Origin of the sequence: Deinococcus carri (assembly GCF_039545055.1) — a bacterium.
In the GTDB taxonomy this organism is placed as follows: Bacteria; Deinococcota; Deinococci; order Deinococcales; family Deinococcaceae; genus Deinococcus; species Deinococcus carri.
In genome coordinates, this window is sequence record NZ_BAABRP010000001.1 from 245,844 (window position 1) to 261,873 (window position 16,030).

The window sequence follows — 16,030 nt, forward strand, 5'->3', positions numbered from 1 at the left end:
ATATCAAGATAGCTTGCCTGCCCCCTCTCCCCCTGCGGGTGACTCGTAGAGCTGCGCAGCAGAGGGCTGGGGAGAGGGGGCGACCGGGCAGCTTGCACGCTTCCTGGATGCCAAGGACTCATTTTAATCCCGTCTCAGGCGTCCACTCCACTGCGCGCCGCCCTTTTTGCGTAACTCGCTTCGCTCGGAAAGGTTGCCAAAAGGCGGCAACCTTTCTGCGCCCCGCCCTAGGCTTCCCGCTCGCGGTAGCCGTGGGGCGGGATGCCACCCGCGGGCACATCCAGCAGGTTGAAGGTGCCGCGCGTGAAGTGCGTGACCGTGCCGCCGAAACTCTGGGTGAGGGTCCGGGGGCGTTCGGGCGTGCTGAGGCGCAGGCTGGCCCGCAGCAGCTCCAGTCCTGGCCCGTCCAGCAGTTCGATCGGGTCGCTGCTCGCGCGCAGGCCGCCCACCGTGTCCAGCAGGCCCAGCAGGGTATGGCGCTCGGTGTGCCCCAGCAGGCTGAGTTCGCGGCGGGCGATCATCACGTCGGGGTCGGGCTGATACCAGGCGTGCTGATACCAGCGCGCGAGGCTGGTGTGGACCGCGTTGCGCGTGCTCGGCCCGCTCGCGTCGCCCAGCCAGAGGCGGCGGGATTCGTCGTCCCACAGGGGCGCGACGTCCGGCCCGGTCCGCATGGCGTCCACCAGACCGATGCTGGCGGCCAGCGGTGCGCCGCAGCCCAGCAGGAAGGCGTCCTCGCCCGCTCCTTCCCGCAGCGCCGTCAGCCCATTGCGATATGCCTGCGCCCGCCCCACGCTGGGGTCATGGCGCACCCCCGGCAGCGCCGCCCCGTACAGGAAATCCAGCTTGAGGTACGGGAAGCCCCAGCCCCGCACGGTCCGCGCCAGGTCACGCAGCCAGTCCAGCACCTCCGGGCGGGTCGTATCCAGCGTGAAGTACGGCCCGCCCCAGTTGTGGCCGACGGGGAGAGGGGAGCCGTCCTCGCCGCGCAGCATCCAGTCCGGGTGGTCCCGGAAGAGGCGCGAGGTGGGGGCGGCCAGAAAGGGGGCCAGCCACAGCCCCGGCGTGAAGCCCAGCTCCGCCAGCCGCGCGGGGAGATCCTGCACGTGGCCGCCGAAGGAGAGGCGCGGCTCCAGCCAGTCGCCCAGGTCGGCCTGGAAGCCGTCGTCGAGCTGAAACACGTCGAAGGGGAGGTCCAGCTCGCGGGCCAGCCGGGCGTTGTCCAGCACGGCGTCCAGCGTCACGTTCCGGTAATACGAGTACCAGGAGCACCAGACCCGCAGCGGTGCGGGCGTGCGGGCGTTCATGCGGCGGCCCAGGTCGGCGCTCAGGCGTTCCACCGCCCCGATGACGTCCGGTGTCTCCTCCCAGGCGACCTCCACGGGCGGTCCCTCTAGGGTGCAGGTCACGCGCACGCCGTTCCCGTCCGCGCGGGCCTCCCAGTGCGTGAAGGTGGAGGCGGCATCCAGTGCGCAGCCCACCCAGCCGCCCCCGTCCGGGCGAATCAGGGCCAGCAGCGTATGGCTGCGCCACACCCCCGCCTCGCCGCTGGGCAGAAAGGCCGGGTCGTGTCCCTGCTGCCAGCGCCAGGGCATCAGCGGCACCGACTGGCGGTCGAGCAGGGGCCGCAGTTCCGCCTCGCTCCACGACTGGTAGCCGCTCACCAGCACGCGCAGGTCGGTGGGGGAGCTGGGAAGGGTCCATTCGGGCATGGCCCAGCGTGGCACAGCGGCGTGGGGCGGGGGGCCGTGAATGCCGCTTCACGCCCGGCACATGTGCCCCGCCGCCGCCACGCCTACCCTCCTGCCATGACCGGACGCCGTGATGACGAACAGACCGACGTGGCCCTGCCCCAGCGCGCCACCGACTCCGAGAGTGCCACCGAGTCGACCTTTCCCACCCCGCAACAGAGCAGCGTCGTGCAGGACAGCCCCGGCAACCCCAACGTGACGCTGGAGGGCGGGAGCATGCTCGACGATCAGGGCAACTACCAGACCGGGGACGACATCGTCGACGACGAGGACGGCAGCGGCCAGAACAGCTGAGGGCAGAACGGCTGAGGGTGGCTGCTCTAGCAGCGCCCCGCTCCGGACTCCGGGCGGGGCGCTGCTTTCTGGCTTTTTGTGCGGGACTTCAGGCCCAGGGCGTCAGCGCACGTCCATCAGTTCCACGTCGAAGATGAGGGTGGCGTTCGGCGGAATCACGCCGGGCACCCCCGCCGCCCCGTAGGCGAGGTGGCCGGGGATGGTCAGGCGGGCCTTGTCGCCCACGCGCAGCCCCGCAATTCCCTGGTCCCAGCCGGGGATGACGTACCCGACGCCCAGCGGAAACTCGATGGGTTCGCCGCGGTCGCGGCTGGAGTCGAACTTCTGCCCGTTCTCCAGCGTGCCGGTGTAGTGGACGCGCACCATCTTGCCCGCCTGGGCGGGCGTGCCGCTCCCCTCGTGATACTTGTCGACCTTCAGTTCCTGAGCCGTCATGCGGCCCAGCCTACTCGCTGCCCCGCGCTCTTCCCCCTGAGTCTGAAGCGTGGGTGAAGGTGGGCGGGCCGGGCTGCTACCATGCCCCGCGTGAGGTGGTTGCCGTCCAATCCGTTATCAAATCGGGAAAGCGCCGATTCGATAACTCCTTTCCCGGCGACCGTTTCTTTCCTGCTCGCTCTGCTCGGGTTGAACAGTTTTGTCACTGTTCAACCGGAGTTCATATGACCCATGCGCCCGCCCCGCCAGCCCGTGACCCCGGCGGGTTCCGTGCGTTCTGGCGGGTGTGGGTGCTGGGTGCCCTGCTGCCGGTGTGGCTGCTGACCACCTTCGTGGCGACCTTCGCGCGGGTGGACGGCAACAGCATGAATCCCACCCTCCAGAGTGGCGACCTGCTGCTGCTGCTGAAATACCCGCGCTGGCTGCGCGCCTGGGGCCTGCCCACGCCCTACCCGCGCCGCGGCGACCTGCTGATTTTCAAGGCCCCGGCAGACAGCCCCTACAGCTACGAGACTCTCTACGGCGTGCGCCACCGTCCCTACAACGTCAAGCGTGTGCTGGCCCTGCCCGGCGAGACGGTCGCCATCGAGGACGGTCGCGTGGTGGTGGACGGGCGACCCCTGGCCGAGAGTTACGTGAATGACGGCGTGCTGAGCGACCAGCCGCCCCAGCGCGTGCCCCCCGGCAAGGTCTGGGTGCAGGGCGACAACCGCCTGGTGGGCGAGAGCCTGGACTCGCGCACCTACGGCCCGGTGGACCTGCGGGACGCCGCTGGCCCGGCCAACCTGCGCCTGTGGCCGAATCCGGGTCTGGTCGGTCGCTGAGGGAGCTTCTGGCCTTGTGCCGTTGGCAGCCCCAGGCTTACGGCTCCGGGCGTTCCTCCGGCAGCCGCTCGCCTGCCCGCACCGGCGGCGTGAGCCAGTTCTCGCGGGGGGGTAGCGGGCAGGTCCAGCCCTCGCCGTAAGCGCAGTAGGGATGGTAGGCGAGGTTGAAGTCGAGGTGGGCTTCCAGGCCACCTGGCGTCTGCGTCAGCGGCGCGTCCAGATAGCGGCCCGCCCCGTAGGTTTCCGGGCCGCTCGTCGCGTCACGAAAGGGCACGAACACGCGCGCCGGGGCCTCGTCGCCGGGGGGGGCGTAGAGGGTGAGGGTCTGCGGGCCGTCCGGCAGGTCCACCCGGACCGTCCCGAAGCGGGCCATCGGGCGCTCCTCGCCGGTGTTCGTGCTCAGCGTGACCTCCGCGCCGCCTACCCGCTCCACCGGCACCGTGAAGGTCCAGGCCGGGTCGGGCGGGTAGTAGCTCAGGCCCCGGAAGCCCTCCAGCGCACTGGCCGGGAGTGGCCCATGTCCGGCCCTGAAATGCTCGTCCTTGCGCCGCCGGAAGTCGGTGATGGCCTCCGCGTACCCGGCCGCCTGGCCCCCCGAGCCGCTCACCAGTCCACCCGCACGCGCTCGCCCGCGTACTCCACCACGTCGCCCCGCCGCAGCTTCTTGCGCCGCCGCGTCTCGACCACGCCGTTCAGCCGGACCTCGCCGCCCTGCACCCGGAACTTTGCCTCCCCGCCCGTCTCGACCAGCCCGCGCAGCTTCAGGAAGTCTTGCAGGTCGATGGTGTCGCGTTCGTCGCTTGTCATGGGGGCAGGGTAGCGCCTGGCGCGCCTGCGGCGCAGTCTGAAGGTCAAACCGTCTGACCGTCCAACCGCTTTGGCTTCCCAGGCGGTTAGATGGTCAGACTTTTAGACGGTTTGACCGGGCCGCCAGGCCCCTACGGCCGGTACTGCGTGCTGAACAGCCGCAGGTCGGCGTCGTCCACCTTGCGGTCCTGGTTGAGGTCGCCCACGGTCACGCCGCTCTTGCCGTAGTTGTTCATCAGCAGGGCGAGGTCGGTCAGGTCGATTTTGCCGTCGCCGTTCAGGTCGGCCCCGCTGAGGCGCAAGCGGGCGGCGGTCGGGGTCCAGTCCTTCAGGCCGAGTTCCTGGGCGAGGGCGTCGCGCACGGCCTGCGCCAGCGGCACCGGCCCCTGCGGGTTGAACTCGATGCGGCGCTCGCTCCCCGCGCTCAGGGTCCGGGCCACCACGTCCGGGCTGAAGGGCACGGCGGTGGCCCCGCTGCCCCCCAGCGTCAGAAGGGGGCCGCTGCTGGTGTCCAGCGTGACGGGCGTCTCCTTGGTGCTGATGGCCGCCAGCGCCTGCTGCACCAGCCGGGTGAGTTCCGGACCCTGGGGCCGCAGCTTGACGGTCGCCGCCTGCGCGCCCCCCAGCAGCGCGAGGGCCAGCAGTGCCCCCCACGACAGGCGCTTCATTTCGCCCCCCGCGCGGCGCGCAGGGCGTCACGGAACTTCGCCGGGTCGCTGAGGGGGTCGTCGGTGGCGGGGGCTGTGGCCGGGGAGGCGGCCGGATTCGCCGCACTGCCGGTTCCGGGGGTGCTGGCCGGGCTGGAGTTGCTGGGGGTGCTGGCTGAAGTGGGAGTGCCGGTCGCCCCAGGTGTGGCCGGGGTCGGGGAGGTGGATGTGGAAGGCAGCAGCGGTGGTGTGGTCACGCCGGGGGACGCCGGGGTGGTGGCCGGACTGGTCGTGCCCGCCGGGGCGGCTGGGCCAGAGGCGGGAGCCGTCAGGGGCGGCGAGGTCACGACCGGGGAAGCCGGAGTGGTCGCTGTGGCCGTTGCGGTGCCGGGAGTGGGTGGAGTCGTGGCCGTGCCGGGCGATATACCCGTGGGCGCGGCCGAAGTGGTCGTGATATCCGCGGCAGCAGTCGTGGTGGCTGCCCCGCCGGGCCGCACGACCTTCCCGTTCTCGATGGGGTAGAGGCCCTGGTTGAAGCCCACAATGGGGCTGTCGAGCCGCTTGCTGTAGAGCAGCAGAAAGGCTTCCTGTCCGGCGCGCAGATCGGGCAGGCCCTCCAGACCGGGCAGCACATACAGCACCGGCTGTCCGGCCTGCTGCGGCAAGCTGGCCGCGTCCCCGGCCACGGTTTCGGTGACCGTCAGGGGATAGACCAGCCACGTCACCTCGCCCTCCTTCACGTTGCTGGGCGTCCCGATTTTGGCGCGCACGATCACGTCGGCCTTCTGCGCCTGCTGCGTCAGCGTGAGCGTCGGGGCAGTGGTCGCGTGGGCCGACAGCGGCGCGGTACTCAGAGCCAGCGCGGCCAGAATCGCGAGCGCCCGCCTCACGACCCGCCTCCGGGGGCAGGTGGGGTGGGCGTCGGCGTCACCGGGGGCGTGGGGGCCGGGGTGCCCGGATTCGCCGGGTCAGCCGGGGGCGTGGTAGGCGTCCCCGGCGTGGTTCCGGGGGTGGTGGGCGCGGCCGCAGGCGTCGCCGGGGTCCCCGCCGGGGTGGGGCTGGCCGGGGCTGTCGTGGCGGGGGTCGTGGGGGCCGGAGCTGCTTTGGCCGGGGCGGGCGGTGCGGGGGGTTCGGGCAGCTTGACTTCCGCGAGCATCTTGCCCTCGCCGTCGCGGGCCTCGTAGGCAAAGCGGGCGGTGTCGAGGGTCACGACCTTCTGCGGCTTGAGGCTGACCAGGGCCACGCGCGTCCCCGAGCGCGGCACGGCCTTGAAGCCCAGGTCCACCGTCAGGGTGCGCCCCGCCTGCTTCCAGAACAGCACGCCGCCCGCGTCGGCCGGCTGCACCCGCGTGACGCTCACGCCCTCGGGCAGGTCCCAGGTCACGCGCGCCGCCCGCACGGTCCGGGGCGCGACGATGTTCAGCGGAATGCGCGTCTCGCCGCGAATCTCGCCGCCCGGCAGTTGCGGCTTCAGGGCCAGCGGCGGCAGTTCGTTCACGTTCAGCGTGTACGGCTGGACCTTGCTGCTGAGGTTGGCGTCGGAGGCTTCCAGCGTGAAGGTGTAGGTGCCCGTCTTGGTGGGCGTGCCCACGAGGTGCAGGTTGCGCAGGCTCAGGCCGGGGGGCAGGCTGCCCGCCGCGAGCCGCACGCCATACGGCCCCGTGCCGCCCGCCACCGTCACGGGCGCGTCGTAGTTCTCGGAGAGATACCCGACCGGCAGATTGGTGGTCGTGAAGTACAGGGCGTCACGGGCACTGGTCGTCCCGTTCGCGGTGGTGGGGGTGCTGCCGCACGAGACGAGCAGCGCCAGGCCAGCCAGCAGTGCCCCTCCGGGGAAGGCTTGTCGCATGCCCAGCAGTCTAGCGGCCTCTCATGAGGGAGAGGGGGGAGCGATGAGCCATGAGCTATGAAAAAGATGGCTGACGCCAGAAGCAGAAGCTCGCGGGTGCCCGTTCATAGCTCATCGCTCAAAGCCCGGAACCTCCCCGCGTTAGACTTCCCCCCATGACCACCACCGAACGCCTTCCCGCGCTGCCCGCCGCTGGTGACCGGCTGGGCCGCTACACCGTCGAACGTGTGGAGGCCCTGCCGGAGATGCAGGGCACGCTGGTGCTGCTGCGCCACGACCTCGGCGCGCGCCATGCCCACGTGAGCCGCGACGACGACAACCTCGCCTTCGGCGTGACCTTTCCGACCGTGCCGCAGGACAGCACCGGCGTGGCGCACATCCTCGAACACGTCGTGCTGATGGGCAGCCAGAAGTACCCGGTGGCCGACCCCTTCTTCGCCATGATCCCGCGCTCGCTGAACACCTTCATGAACGCGATGACGGCGAGCGACTGGACCACCTACCCCTTTTCCACCCGGAATGAAAAGGACTTCTACAACCTGCTGGGCGTGTACCTCGACGCTGCCTTCTTTCCGCTGCTGCGCTACGAGAGCTTCCGCCAGGACGGCCACCGCTTCGAGTTCGAGACGCCCGACGACCCCAGTACGCCCCTGAAGCTCCAGGGCGTCGTCTACAACGAGATGAAGGGCGGCATGGCCTCAGCCGGCGCGGTGATGTGGCGCGCGTTCGGCAAGGCGCTGTACCCCGACCTCACCTACGCCAACAACTCCGGCGGCTCGCCCGAGGACATCCCCAACCTCACCTACGAGGGGCTGCGGGCCTTCCATGCCGCGCACTATCACCCCAGCAACGCCTTTTTCTACACCTACGGGCGGCTCGACCTGCCCCGCGTGCTGGACGAAATCGAGACGCACGTGATGAGCAAGTTCAGCCCGCAGACGCTGGACGTGAGCATCCCCGACCAGCCCGACTTCGCCCAGCCGCGCCGGGTGGACGTGACCTACCCCGGCAGCGACGTGGAGCGCGGCGGACAGGTCAGCGTGGCCTGGAAGCTGGGCCACACCACCGACCCCGACGGGAACCTGCGCTGGAGCGTGCTGAGCGACGTGCTGCTGGGCAACCCCGCCGCGCCCCTCACCCGCCCGCTGATCGAGTCGGGCATCGGGAGCGCGCTGGCCGACCTCTCCGGCTACCGAGACAACTTCCGTGAGGGGGCCTTCGCGGTGGGCCTCAAGGGCCTGAGCGCCGGGAAGGCCGCCGAGGTGCAGAGCCTGGTGCTGGACACCCTGGCCGCCATCGTGCGTGACGGCATCGACCCCGAGCTGATCGAGAGCAGCCTGCACCAGTTCGAGATCGGGCAGCGCGAGGTGTCCAACAGCGGCTATCCCTACGGCCTGCAAGTGATGTTCCGCCTGCTGGGGCCGTGGCTCTACGGCGGCGACCCGGTGACGGGCCTGCGCCTGGACGCCGAACTGGATCGCCTGCGCGCCGACCTCAAGGCCGGGCGGGTCTTCGAGCCGATGCTTCAGCGTGACTTGCTGGACAACCCCCACCGCGTCACGCTGGTGCTGGCCCCCGACCCCGACCTCGCCGCCCGCACCGAGCAGGCCGAGCGCGAACTGGTGCAGCGCCTGAGCGAGGGCTTCACCGACGAGGACCGCGCCCGCATCGTCCGCGAGAGCCTGCAACTCCAGTCGCTCCAGGGCCAGGAGAGCAGCCCCGACGTGCTGCCTACCCTGACCCTGGCCGACGTGCCGCCCACCGTGCCCCGCGTGCCCTACACCACCGAGGAGGCGGGCCGCGCGCTGATCGGCCGCGTGCCCCAGCCCACCGGCGGCCTGACGTACCTGGACGTGCAGGTGCGGCTGCCCGAGCTTCCCGCCGACCTGCTGGACACGCTGCCGCTGTACGCCTATGCGGTGACTCGCAGCGGCGCGGCCGGGCAGGATTACCTCGCCCTGGCCCGCCGCATCGAGGCCGTGACGGGCGGCGTGAGCGCGAGCGTGGGCGTGGGCGGCAAGCCCGACGACCTCGACACCCTGCGCCTGTCCCTCACCTTCAGCGGCAAGGCGCTGGCCCGCAACGGGGGTGCGCTGGTGGAGGTGCTGCGCGACATCATCGCCGCGCCCGAGTTCACCCGCGAGCGGCTGGAGCAACTGCTCAAGCAGCGCCTGGCGGGCCTCAAGGCCAGCGTGGTGAACGCCGGGAACGCCTACGCCGAGCGCCTCGCCGCCGCCCAGGTCAGCCCCGCCGGAAATATCGAGGAACACTTCAGCGGCCTCACCGCCCTGGAGAACCTCAAGCAAATCGTGGAGGGTGGCGGGCTGGACGCCCTGCTGGAGCGCCTGAACCGCGTCCGCGACCTGCTCTTGCAGGGCAAGCCCCTGCTGTGCCTCACCGCCACCGAGGACGACCTGAACCTCGACCTCACGCCGGTCACGCGCGAATTCACCGGGGAAGCGCCGGTCGGCCATCCCCACCCCGGCACGCTGGCGGGCGGCCCGCGGGCGCGGCTCACCGATTCGCCGGTCGCCTTCAATGCGGTCGCCTTCCGCACCGTGCCCTACACGCACCCCGACAGCCCGGCGCTGCTGGTGCTCTCGCGGCTGCTGCGCAGCGAGTACCTCCTCAAGGAAATCCGCGAGAAGGGCGGTGCGTATGGCGGCGGCGCGGCCTTCGATGCCCGCGGCGGCGTCTTCAGCCTCAGCTCCTACCGCGACCCACACATCACCCGCACCTACGAGGTCTTCCGCGCGGCGCGGCAGTTCCTCGACACCGAACTCGGGGAGCGCGAACTGACCGAGGCTATCCTGGGGGCCAGCAAGACCCTCGACCCCCTCACCAGCCCCGACACAGCGGGCCGCCTGCGCTTCTACGGCGACCAGGCCGGCTACACCCCCGAGGTGCAGGAGGCCTACAAGGCCCGCTTGCTGAAGGTCAGCTTGGACGACCTCAAGCGCGTCACGGACGCCTGGCTGACCCAGGACCACGCCGGATACGCCCTCGTTGCGGGTCGTGACCCGAACGCCGAGACGGAGGCGCTGGGGCTGCGGTTCGAGGTGGAGACGATCTAGGGTTGTGGGCTATGGGCTGTAGATTGTAGGAGAAAAAGCGGGGTGGGAGACGGAATCTGCGTCTCCCACCCCCTCTTTTCCCACTGCCCACAACCCACACCCCACAACCCCCCTTCACATCCTCCTCGCATGACCCTTGCCCACACTCTGAGCATGAAGCGACTGGGGAAGGTGATGGTGCTGGCGGCCCTGCTGGGCAGCGCGGCGGGGGCGGAGCGGTTCGGCGTGCAGGCCGGAGTGACGGGGGGAAGCGGGAACCTGGGCCTGCACGCGGGGGCTTACGGGCGGGTGGCGGGCTTCGGCCCGGTGCAGACCGAGTTGCGCGGCACGCTGGATACCGCGCTGCTGGGCCAGGGCGGCCTCCAGGTGGGCGCGGACGCCCTGCTGAGCGTGAACCTGCTCCTGCTGCGGCCCTACGCGGGGGTAGGCGTGACGGTGCCCCTCAACTCCGGCACCACGTCCCTGCACACCACGCTGGGCGCACGCTTCGGGCTGCCCGGTCCCTTCGACGCCTTTGCCGAGGGCAACTTCGGGCGGCAGAACGTGTACCGGGCGGGGGTGGTGGTGAGGTTCTGAGGAGGGTTGTGGGGTGTGGGCTGTAGGTTGTAGGAGAAAAAAAGCGGGGTGGGCGGCGTGAAAAGCGTCTCCCACCTTGTCTTTTCCCACACCCCACAACCGACAACCCACAGCCCCTCACCCCCGGTGATACGGCTCCCCCGCGCTGATCGTCGCCGCCCGGTACAGCGCCTCCAGCAGCACGATCATGGCGAGGTCGTGCGGCAGGGTGAGCTGGCCCAGGCTCCAGAGCCGGTGCGCCCCCGCGCGCAGGGTCTCGGTATGTCCCTCCGGCCCGCCGATGGCGAAGGCGAGTTCGCCCACTCCCCCCAGCGCCTGTGCGTCCAGGTAGGCACTCAGGCCCTCGCTGCTGAACTGCCCCCCGCGCGGGTCGAGCAGGATGAGGGGCGTGCGGCCCGCCGATTTTGCAATCGCTTCGGATTCCTGCGCCTGCGTTTTGCCGCCCACCCGCGTCACCTGAAGTTTGTGATACCGCCGCAGCCGCTTCTCGTACTCGTCCCAGCCGGCGCGGGCATAGGCGAGCTTGGGTTCGCCGACGGTGATCAGGTGCAGGCGCATGGGGAGGAGGATAGGGTGCGGGAAGCCGGGAGTGGGAAGGGGTGAGTGGGCAGTGGACTGGGAGTCTTTCCCACTCACCCCTCACCCCTAGAGCATTTGTCATCAAAAGAACCCCTCTCCCCTTGCTTCGCAAGGCCCTCTCTGCTCCGCAGCTCTACGAGTCCCGCAAGGGGAGAGGGTCAAAAAAGCAGCCATCTTTACAACCAATGCTCTAACCCCTGCCCATTGCCCACTCACCGCACGCTAAACTGTCCCCCATGCTCGCCTTCCTGCCGGGGCTACGGTGAACTACGCGGCGACGCTGGCGGTGCTGGTGGTGCTGGCCTTTTGCTTTCCGTTGACGGTGCGGCTGGGGCTGCAACTCGGCGTGCCGGAGGTCTACACGGCCTCGGTGCTGGGGGCGCTGCTGATCTTCGCGCTGGCGACCTATCTGGTGCGCTGGCAGGTCAACCGCCACCGCGATACGCTGGCCCGCCTGGACGCGGCGCGGGCGCAGGTGCTGGCCGACCCGGAAAACCCCCGCGCGTATTTCGTGGGCGGCGAACACCTCGGCACGCTCCTGCTGCGGCTGGACCGGCGGCGCGAGGCGTCGGAGGTCATCGACCGCTACGCCCGGCTGGGCGGGGCGCGCGAGAGCGAGATTGTCTCGCTGCGTGAGGCCCTTTCCAGCGCCGAGCGGCGGCAGCGCCGGGCACAGGGGGAACAGGCGTGAGCCGCGGGTGGGGACGCCCCGGGGCGGGCGGGCATAGAGTGGGGGACATATGAGGGCCTACAAGGGCATCGTGGAAGATGGCGTGGTCGTGCTGATCGGGGCGCGGCTCCCCGAGGGCACGGTCGTGACCGTGACGGTCGGCGAGGCGGAACTGTTGCGCGCACGCATCACCAGCGCCCTGAACCGCCCCCGCAAGGTCCGCATCCGCCTCAAGCCCACGCCGGGCCTGGTCGCGGAGGCCGTGCCCGCACTGGGCGGCGTGGGCGATGGGGGGAATGATTAGGAGCGGCCAGCGGCCAGCAACCAGCAGTCAGCTTTTCCGGCTGGCCGCTGGCCGCAGGTTGCTGGCCGGTCATGGAGGCCCCCCATGACCGGCCAGCCTTCTTCCCCCCACGTCTGGCTGGTGCCGACCCCGGTGGGCAACCTGGGGGACATCACCTTGCGGGCGGTGGAGGTGCTGCGTGGGGCGGACGCCGTGGCCTGCGAGGACACCCGGCGGACGGGTGCGCTGCTGGCGCATCTGGGCATCGGCAGACCCCTGGTGCGGCTGGACGCCCACACCATGCACCGCGCGCCGCAGGTGCTGGAGGAATATCCCCGCCTCGCCTACGTCAGCGACGCGGGCACGCCCGGCATCAGCGACCCCGGCGCGGAGCTGGTGCGGGCGGCGGTGGCCGCCGAGATTCCCGTGGAGGTGCTGCCGGGCGCGACGGCCTTTGTTCCGGCCCTGGTGCTGTCGGGCCTGCCGAATGCCCGCTTCACCTTCGAGGGCTTCCTGCCTCGGTCGGGCCGCGAGCGCAAGGAACGCCTCGCCGCTATCGCCGCCCGCCCCGAGACCACCGTGCTGTACGAGAGTCCGCACCGCCTGGGGGCCACGCTGTCCGACCTCTCGGGGGCCTGCGGCGAGACGCGCCCGGCCAGCGTCACCCGCGAACTCTCTAAGAAGTTTGAGGAAACGGCGCGCGGCACCCTGTCCGACCTCGCCGCCCGGTTCGCGGAAGGTGTGCGCGGCGAGATCGTGGTGGTCGTCTCGGGCCGCCCGGTGGGGGAGGCTGTTCCCGGCGAGGAGGCGCCCGACCACGCCGCCCTTGCGCGGGCCTGGGCAGAGGAGGGCCGGGGCGCGCGGGAAATCCGGGAATTGCTGATGGCGCAGGGTTTGCGTAAGAATGACGCTTATGCGCTGGCCCTCCAGGTCACGCAGGACGCCTGAGACGGCCCCCATCTGTTCTGGGGTTGCCCCGGCCACCTTTCGGGGTCCGTCTGACCTTCGCCGCGCCCTTTTCGAGACGTTCTTCGAGGAGTTCCCCGTGACCGACCTGCCCCACCTGACCGACCACCCCAACCCCGCCGGCATTCAGCGCCTGGCCGTCCTGACCAGCGGTGGCGACGCGCCCGGCATGAACGCGGCCATTCGCGCCGTCGTCCGCACCGCCACGCACGCCGGGCTGGAGGTGGTGGGCGTGCGCCGGGGCTTTTCCGGCCTGCACCGGGGCGACATGCGCCTGATCGGCCCCCGCGATGTGGCGAACACCATCCAGCGCGGCGGCACCCTCCTGCTGACCGCCCGCTCTCATACCTGGCGCACCCTCGAGGGCCGCGCCCGCGGCGCACAGCACCTGCGCGACTGGGGGGTGGACGGCCTGATCGTGATCGGCGGGGACGGCAGCTTTCACGGCGCACACTTCCTTCAGGCCGAACACGGCATCCCCGTCATCGGGATTCCCGGCACCATCGACAACGACCTGTACGGCACCGACCACACCATCGGCTATTTCACCGCCGTGGAGACGGCCCTGGACGCGGTGGACAAGCTGCGCGACACCGGGGCTTCTCACGAGCGCATCTTCGTGATCGAGGTGATGGGCCGCCACGCCGGGCACATCGCGCTGGAGGTCGCCGTGGCGGGCGGGGCCGAGGAGGTCTTTATCCCGGAAGACCCCAAGCCGGTGGACGACGTGGTGCAGATCGTGCAGGGCAGCGTGGCGAAGGGCAAGGCCAGTTCCATCATCATCGTCGCGGAGGGGTATCCGGGCGGGGCACTGGGGGTCAGTCAGGCCATCGAGGCGGGCACCGGCCTGGAAACCCGCGTCAGCATCCTGGGCCACATCCAGCGCGGCGGCTCGCCCGTCAGCAGCGACCGCGTGCTGGCGAGCCGGCTGGGCGAGGCCGCCGTCTACGCCCTGATGGACGGGCGCAGTGACGTGATGGTCGGGCGCGTGAACGGCGAGGTCGGCTACACGCCCCTCCATGAGACTTGGGAGAAACGCAAGGACGTGAGCCGCGACCTGTACCGCTGTGCCAAGACGCTGAGTGTGTAGCCGGTCGCCGTGACGGGCCAGTCGCGCCGCCTCCCCGCCCTCTCGCTGGCGTTCGCCCTGCTGGCCCTCGGCTGGGGTCTGCTGACCCGCGCCCGCTCGGAGACGTGGTGGTGGGTGGCAGGGCTGGACAGCCTGCCCCCGCAACTTCTGCTGCCGGTGCCGCTGGGGCTGGCCTGGGCCGCCTGGAGGAAGCGGAGGTGGGCCTGGGCCGCGCTCAACGTGGCCATGGTGCTGGCGTTCACGGCCGGGCAGGTGGGCTTCGTGCTCCCACATGTAGGAACGGAGGCGAGCGGCGTCCCCCTGCGCGTCCTCACGCTGAACGCCGACTTTGCCAGCGCCGATCCGCAGCGGCTGGCCGCCCTGGCCCGGCGCGAGGGAGTGGACCTGCTCACCCTTCAGGAGGCCCTGGGCCGGGACCGGCGGGTAGTCTACGAGGCGCGGGTGCGGGCGGCCTTCCCCGGCTGGAGCCTCACCCGCCACGACGAGCTGCTCACGCTCTCGCGCCTGCCCGTGCTGACCTCGCGGGCCGTGACCTTTCCGCGCTCGCCCCACGCCGTCCTGCTGACGCGCGTGCGGGTCGGGGATCAGGCCGTCACGGTCGTCAATACGCACCTGCCCACGCTGGCCCTGCTGCCCAGCGCGAGTGACATCCGCCTCCGCCGTTCCCTAGCAGCGCGCATGAGCCGCCGCCTCGCCGTGCGGCGGGACTTCGTGGGTGTCATGGCAGGCGTGCTGCGGGAGGCCCCCGGCCCGGTCATCCTCGCGGGGGACCTGAACGCCCCGCCGCGCGGCGAACTGCACACGCGGCTGGAGGCGCTGGGCCTGACCGACACCTTCCGGGCGGCAGGCAGCGGCCCCGGCTTCACCCACCACGCCCGCTTCGGCCACTCGCGGATTGACTACGTGTGGGCGCGGGGGGCCGCTGCCGTCCAGACCTCCACCCTCCCCGACGTGCTGAGTGACCACCGGGCACTGCTGGCCGAGGTGCGGCTGACCCCTCGATAGGAAGGGGGCCGCGAGCATCCGCCCCGGCCCCCTTTCCCCTAACCCCTCACTCAGTCCCGCCCGACGTTCCGCAGGAAGGCAGGAATGTCGTAGTCCTTGGGGTCGTAGCTGCTGCCGCCCGACTGGCCGCGCACCGGCCGCACGATGGTGTCGATGCTGGTGCCGCGGCTGCCCGCCTTGCCCAGCCCCAGGCCGGTGGGGAAGGTCCCCTCGTTGAAGCCGGTGGCGATGACAGTGACGCGCACCTCGTCCCCGGCGGCCTCGTCGGGCGTGATGCCGAAGAGGATGTCGGGGTCCTCGAAGCCGGTGGCCTCGCGGATCTTTTCCACGATCTCGTTGGCGTCGGTCATGGAAAGGTCGAAGCTGCCCGTCACGTTGATCAGGATGCGGCGGGCACCCTCGATGCCGCGCTCCAGCAGCGGGGAGTGGATGGCGCTCATGGCGGCTTCCTCGGCCACCTTCTCGCCGCGGCCCGCGCCGATGCCCATCAGCACCGTACCCGAGTTGGAGAGCATGTTGCGCACGTCCGCGAAGTCGAGGTTGATCATGCCTTCCACGTTGATCACGTCGCTGATGCCCTTGACGCCGTAGTACAGCACGCGGTCGGCGATCAGAAAGGCCTCGCGGAAGCTGACCTTCTTGTCCACCGCTGTGAGCAACTTCTCGTTGTTCACCACGATCATGCCGTCCACGCGCTCGGTCAGCTTGGCGATGCCCTCTTCGGCCACGCGCTGGCGCTTGGGTCCCTCGAACTTGAAGGGCCGGGTCACGATGGCGACCGTCAGGATGCCCATCTCGCGGGCGATCTCGGCCACGACCGGCGCGCTGCCCGTGCCGGTGCCGCCGCCCATCCCGGCCGTGATAAACAGCATGTCGGTGCCGTCGAGGTATTCCTTGATGCGCTCGCGGTCCTCCAGGGCAGCCTTCTCGCCCACCTCGGGGTCGGCCCCGGCTCCCAGGCCGCGTGTCAGGCGGTCGCCGAGCTGGATCCGGACCTCGGCGTGGCTCTTGGCGAGCACCTGCGCGTCGGTGTTCCCGGCGACGAATTCGACGCCCTCGAGTCCCGATTCGATCATGCGGTTCACGGCATTGTTCCCCGCCCCACCCAAGCCAATCACGCGAATTCTGGCCGCTTGCATCATGTCTCCTTAGGGCAGCGGCCCGCCTCTGGGGGCGACCA

General features: G+C 70.7%; 18 protein-coding genes. 9 read left to right on the forward strand and 9 right to left on the reverse strand.

Features of this window, described 5'->3' with window-relative positions:
- Window positions 1-227: 227 nt before the first annotated feature.
- Window positions 228-1,712, reverse strand: coding sequence for a glycoside hydrolase family 36 protein (locus ABEA67_RS01270; protein WP_345459682.1), 1,485 nt, complete (start codon window positions 1,710-1,712; stop codon window positions 228-230).
- Window positions 1,713-1,808: 96 nt separating this feature from the next.
- Here ABEA67_RS01270 and ABEA67_RS01275 point away from each other — a divergent pair, with 96 nt between their 5' ends.
- Window positions 1,809-2,045, forward strand: coding sequence for a hypothetical protein (locus ABEA67_RS01275; protein ID WP_345459685.1), 237 nt, complete (start codon window positions 1,809-1,811; stop codon window positions 2,043-2,045).
- 102 nt (window positions 2,046-2,147) lie between these two features.
- Here the strand turns inward: ABEA67_RS01275 and ABEA67_RS01280 are convergent, their stop codons facing one another.
- Complete coding sequence (locus ABEA67_RS01280) at window positions 2,148-2,480, reverse strand: FKBP-type peptidyl-prolyl cis-trans isomerase (protein ID WP_345459688.1); 333 nt, start codon at window positions 2,478-2,480, stop codon at window positions 2,148-2,150.
- A gap of 224 nt (window positions 2,481-2,704) precedes the next feature.
- Between ABEA67_RS01280 and lepB the strand changes: the two genes are divergently transcribed.
- On the forward strand, window positions 2,705-3,304 hold the full coding sequence (gene lepB / locus ABEA67_RS01285) for a signal peptidase I (RefSeq protein WP_345459690.1): 600 nt from the start codon (window positions 2,705-2,707) through the stop codon (window positions 3,302-3,304).
- Between the two features lie 37 nt (window positions 3,305-3,341).
- On the opposite strand, the gene ABEA67_RS01290 is transcribed toward lepB, so the two are convergent.
- The 5 genes from ABEA67_RS01290 to ABEA67_RS01310 all read right to left on the reverse strand — a co-directional run bounded on the left by ABEA67_RS01290 (window position 3,342) and on the right by ABEA67_RS01310 (window position 6,607).
- Entirely contained in the window at window positions 3,342-3,911 is a 570-nt protein-coding gene (locus ABEA67_RS01290; protein WP_345459692.1) for a DUF1684 domain-containing protein, read from the reverse strand.
- Window positions 3,908-4,111: an RNA-binding S4 domain-containing protein gene (locus ABEA67_RS01295; protein WP_345459695.1), complete on the reverse strand. Its 204-nt coding sequence runs from the start codon at window positions 4,109-4,111 to the stop codon at window positions 3,908-3,910. Before ABEA67_RS01295 ends, ABEA67_RS01290 begins: the two co-directional genes overlap by 4 nt.
- A gap of 131 nt (window positions 4,112-4,242) precedes the next feature.
- The gene (locus ABEA67_RS01300) at window positions 4,243-4,779 is read right to left on the reverse strand and encodes a hypothetical protein (protein ID WP_345459698.1); all 537 of its coding nucleotides are present in this window, start codon (window positions 4,777-4,779) and stop codon (window positions 4,243-4,245) included.
- A complete protein-coding gene (locus ABEA67_RS01305; RefSeq protein WP_345459701.1) occupies window positions 4,776-5,648 on the reverse strand; it encodes a hypothetical protein in 873 nt (290 codons plus the stop codon). Before ABEA67_RS01305 ends, ABEA67_RS01300 begins: the two co-directional genes overlap by 4 nt.
- Complete coding sequence (locus ABEA67_RS01310; protein ID WP_345459704.1) at window positions 5,645-6,607, reverse strand: Ig domain-containing protein; 963 nt, start codon at window positions 6,605-6,607, stop codon at window positions 5,645-5,647. Before ABEA67_RS01310 ends, ABEA67_RS01305 begins: the two co-directional genes overlap by 4 nt.
- 155 nt (window positions 6,608-6,762) lie before the next feature.
- Here ABEA67_RS01310 and ABEA67_RS01315 point away from each other — a divergent pair, with 155 nt between their 5' ends.
- Both ABEA67_RS01315 and ABEA67_RS01320 read left to right on the forward strand, forming a co-directional pair.
- Window positions 6,763-9,681, forward strand: coding sequence for an insulinase family protein (locus ABEA67_RS01315; protein WP_345459707.1), 2,919 nt, complete (start codon window positions 6,763-6,765; stop codon window positions 9,679-9,681).
- Between the two features lie 153 nt (window positions 9,682-9,834).
- The gene (locus ABEA67_RS01320) at window positions 9,835-10,257 is read left to right on the forward strand and encodes a hypothetical protein (protein ID WP_345459710.1); all 423 of its coding nucleotides are present in this window, start codon (window positions 9,835-9,837) and stop codon (window positions 10,255-10,257) included.
- Window positions 10,258-10,374: 117 nt separating this feature from the next.
- Here ABEA67_RS01320 and ABEA67_RS01325 read toward each other — a convergent pair whose 3' ends face one another.
- Window positions 10,375-10,815, reverse strand: coding sequence for a 23S rRNA (pseudouridine(1915)-N(3))-methyltransferase RlmH (locus ABEA67_RS01325; RefSeq protein ID WP_345459713.1), 441 nt, complete (start codon window positions 10,813-10,815; stop codon window positions 10,375-10,377).
- A gap of 283 nt (window positions 10,816-11,098) precedes the next feature.
- Between ABEA67_RS01325 and ABEA67_RS01330 the strand changes: the two genes are divergently transcribed.
- The 5 genes from ABEA67_RS01330 (at window position 11,099) to ABEA67_RS01350 (ending at window position 14,850) form a co-directional block, all read left to right on the forward strand.
- The gene (locus tag ABEA67_RS01330; protein WP_345459716.1) at window positions 11,099-11,527 is read left to right on the forward strand and encodes a hypothetical protein; all 429 of its coding nucleotides are present in this window, start codon (window positions 11,099-11,101) and stop codon (window positions 11,525-11,527) included.
- A 49-nt stretch (window positions 11,528-11,576) separates the two neighbouring features.
- Window positions 11,577-11,810, forward strand: a complete 234-nt coding sequence (locus ABEA67_RS01335; protein ID WP_345459719.1) for a hypothetical protein — start codon at window positions 11,577-11,579, stop codon at window positions 11,808-11,810.
- Window positions 11,811-11,894: 84 nt separating this feature from the next.
- Entirely contained in the window at window positions 11,895-12,737 is an 843-nt protein-coding gene (rsmI, locus tag ABEA67_RS01340; RefSeq protein ID WP_345459721.1) for a 16S rRNA (cytidine(1402)-2'-O)-methyltransferase, read from the forward strand.
- 97 nt (window positions 12,738-12,834) lie between these two features.
- Window positions 12,835-13,845, forward strand: a complete 1,011-nt coding sequence (gene pfkA / locus ABEA67_RS01345) for a 6-phosphofructokinase (protein WP_345459724.1) — start codon at window positions 12,835-12,837, stop codon at window positions 13,843-13,845.
- A 9-nt stretch (window positions 13,846-13,854) separates the two neighbouring features.
- On the forward strand, window positions 13,855-14,850 hold the full coding sequence (locus ABEA67_RS01350) for an endonuclease/exonuclease/phosphatase family protein (RefSeq protein WP_345459727.1): 996 nt from the start codon (window positions 13,855-13,857) through the stop codon (window positions 14,848-14,850).
- Between the two features lie 50 nt (window positions 14,851-14,900).
- Here the strand turns inward: ABEA67_RS01350 and ftsZ are convergent, their stop codons facing one another.
- Window positions 14,901-15,989: a cell division protein FtsZ gene (gene ftsZ / locus ABEA67_RS01355; RefSeq protein ID WP_345461764.1), complete on the reverse strand. Its 1,089-nt coding sequence runs from the start codon at window positions 15,987-15,989 to the stop codon at window positions 14,901-14,903.
- Between the last annotated feature and the right edge of the window lie 41 nt (window positions 15,990-16,030).

Coding starts and splice junctions, on each gene's coding strand:
- ABEA67_RS01270 (WP_345459682.1), bottom strand. CDS start 1,712: ATGCCCGAATGGACCCTTCCCAGCTCCCCCACCGACCTGCGCGTGCTG.
- ABEA67_RS01275 (WP_345459685.1), top strand. CDS start 1,809: ATGACCGGACGCCGTGATGACGAACAGACCGACGTGGCCCTGCCCCAG.
- ABEA67_RS01280 (WP_345459688.1), bottom strand. CDS start 2,480: ATGACGGCTCAGGAACTGAAGGTCGACAAGTATCACGAGGGGAGCGGC.
- lepB (WP_345459690.1), top strand. CDS start 2,705: ATGACCCATGCGCCCGCCCCGCCAGCCCGTGACCCCGGCGGGTTCCGT.
- ABEA67_RS01295 (WP_345459695.1), bottom strand. CDS start 4,111: ATGACAAGCGACGAACGCGACACCATCGACCTGCAAGACTTCCTGAAG.
- ABEA67_RS01300 (WP_345459698.1), bottom strand. CDS start 4,779: ATGAAGCGCCTGTCGTGGGGGGCACTGCTGGCCCTCGCGCTGCTGGGG.
- ABEA67_RS01310 (WP_345459704.1), bottom strand. CDS start 6,607: ATGCGACAAGCCTTCCCCGGAGGGGCACTGCTGGCTGGCCTGGCGCTG.
- ABEA67_RS01315 (WP_345459707.1), top strand. CDS start 6,763: ATGACCACCACCGAACGCCTTCCCGCGCTGCCCGCCGCTGGTGACCGG.
- ABEA67_RS01320 (WP_345459710.1), top strand. CDS start 9,835: ATGAAGCGACTGGGGAAGGTGATGGTGCTGGCGGCCCTGCTGGGCAGC.
- ABEA67_RS01325 (WP_345459713.1), bottom strand. CDS start 10,815: ATGCGCCTGCACCTGATCACCGTCGGCGAACCCAAGCTCGCCTATGCC.
- ABEA67_RS01335 (WP_345459719.1), top strand. CDS start 11,577: ATGAGGGCCTACAAGGGCATCGTGGAAGATGGCGTGGTCGTGCTGATC.
- rsmI (WP_345459721.1), top strand. CDS start 11,895: ATGACCGGCCAGCCTTCTTCCCCCCACGTCTGGCTGGTGCCGACCCCG.
- ftsZ (WP_345461764.1), bottom strand. CDS start 15,989: ATGCAAGCGGCCAGAATTCGCGTGATTGGCTTGGGTGGGGCGGGGAAC.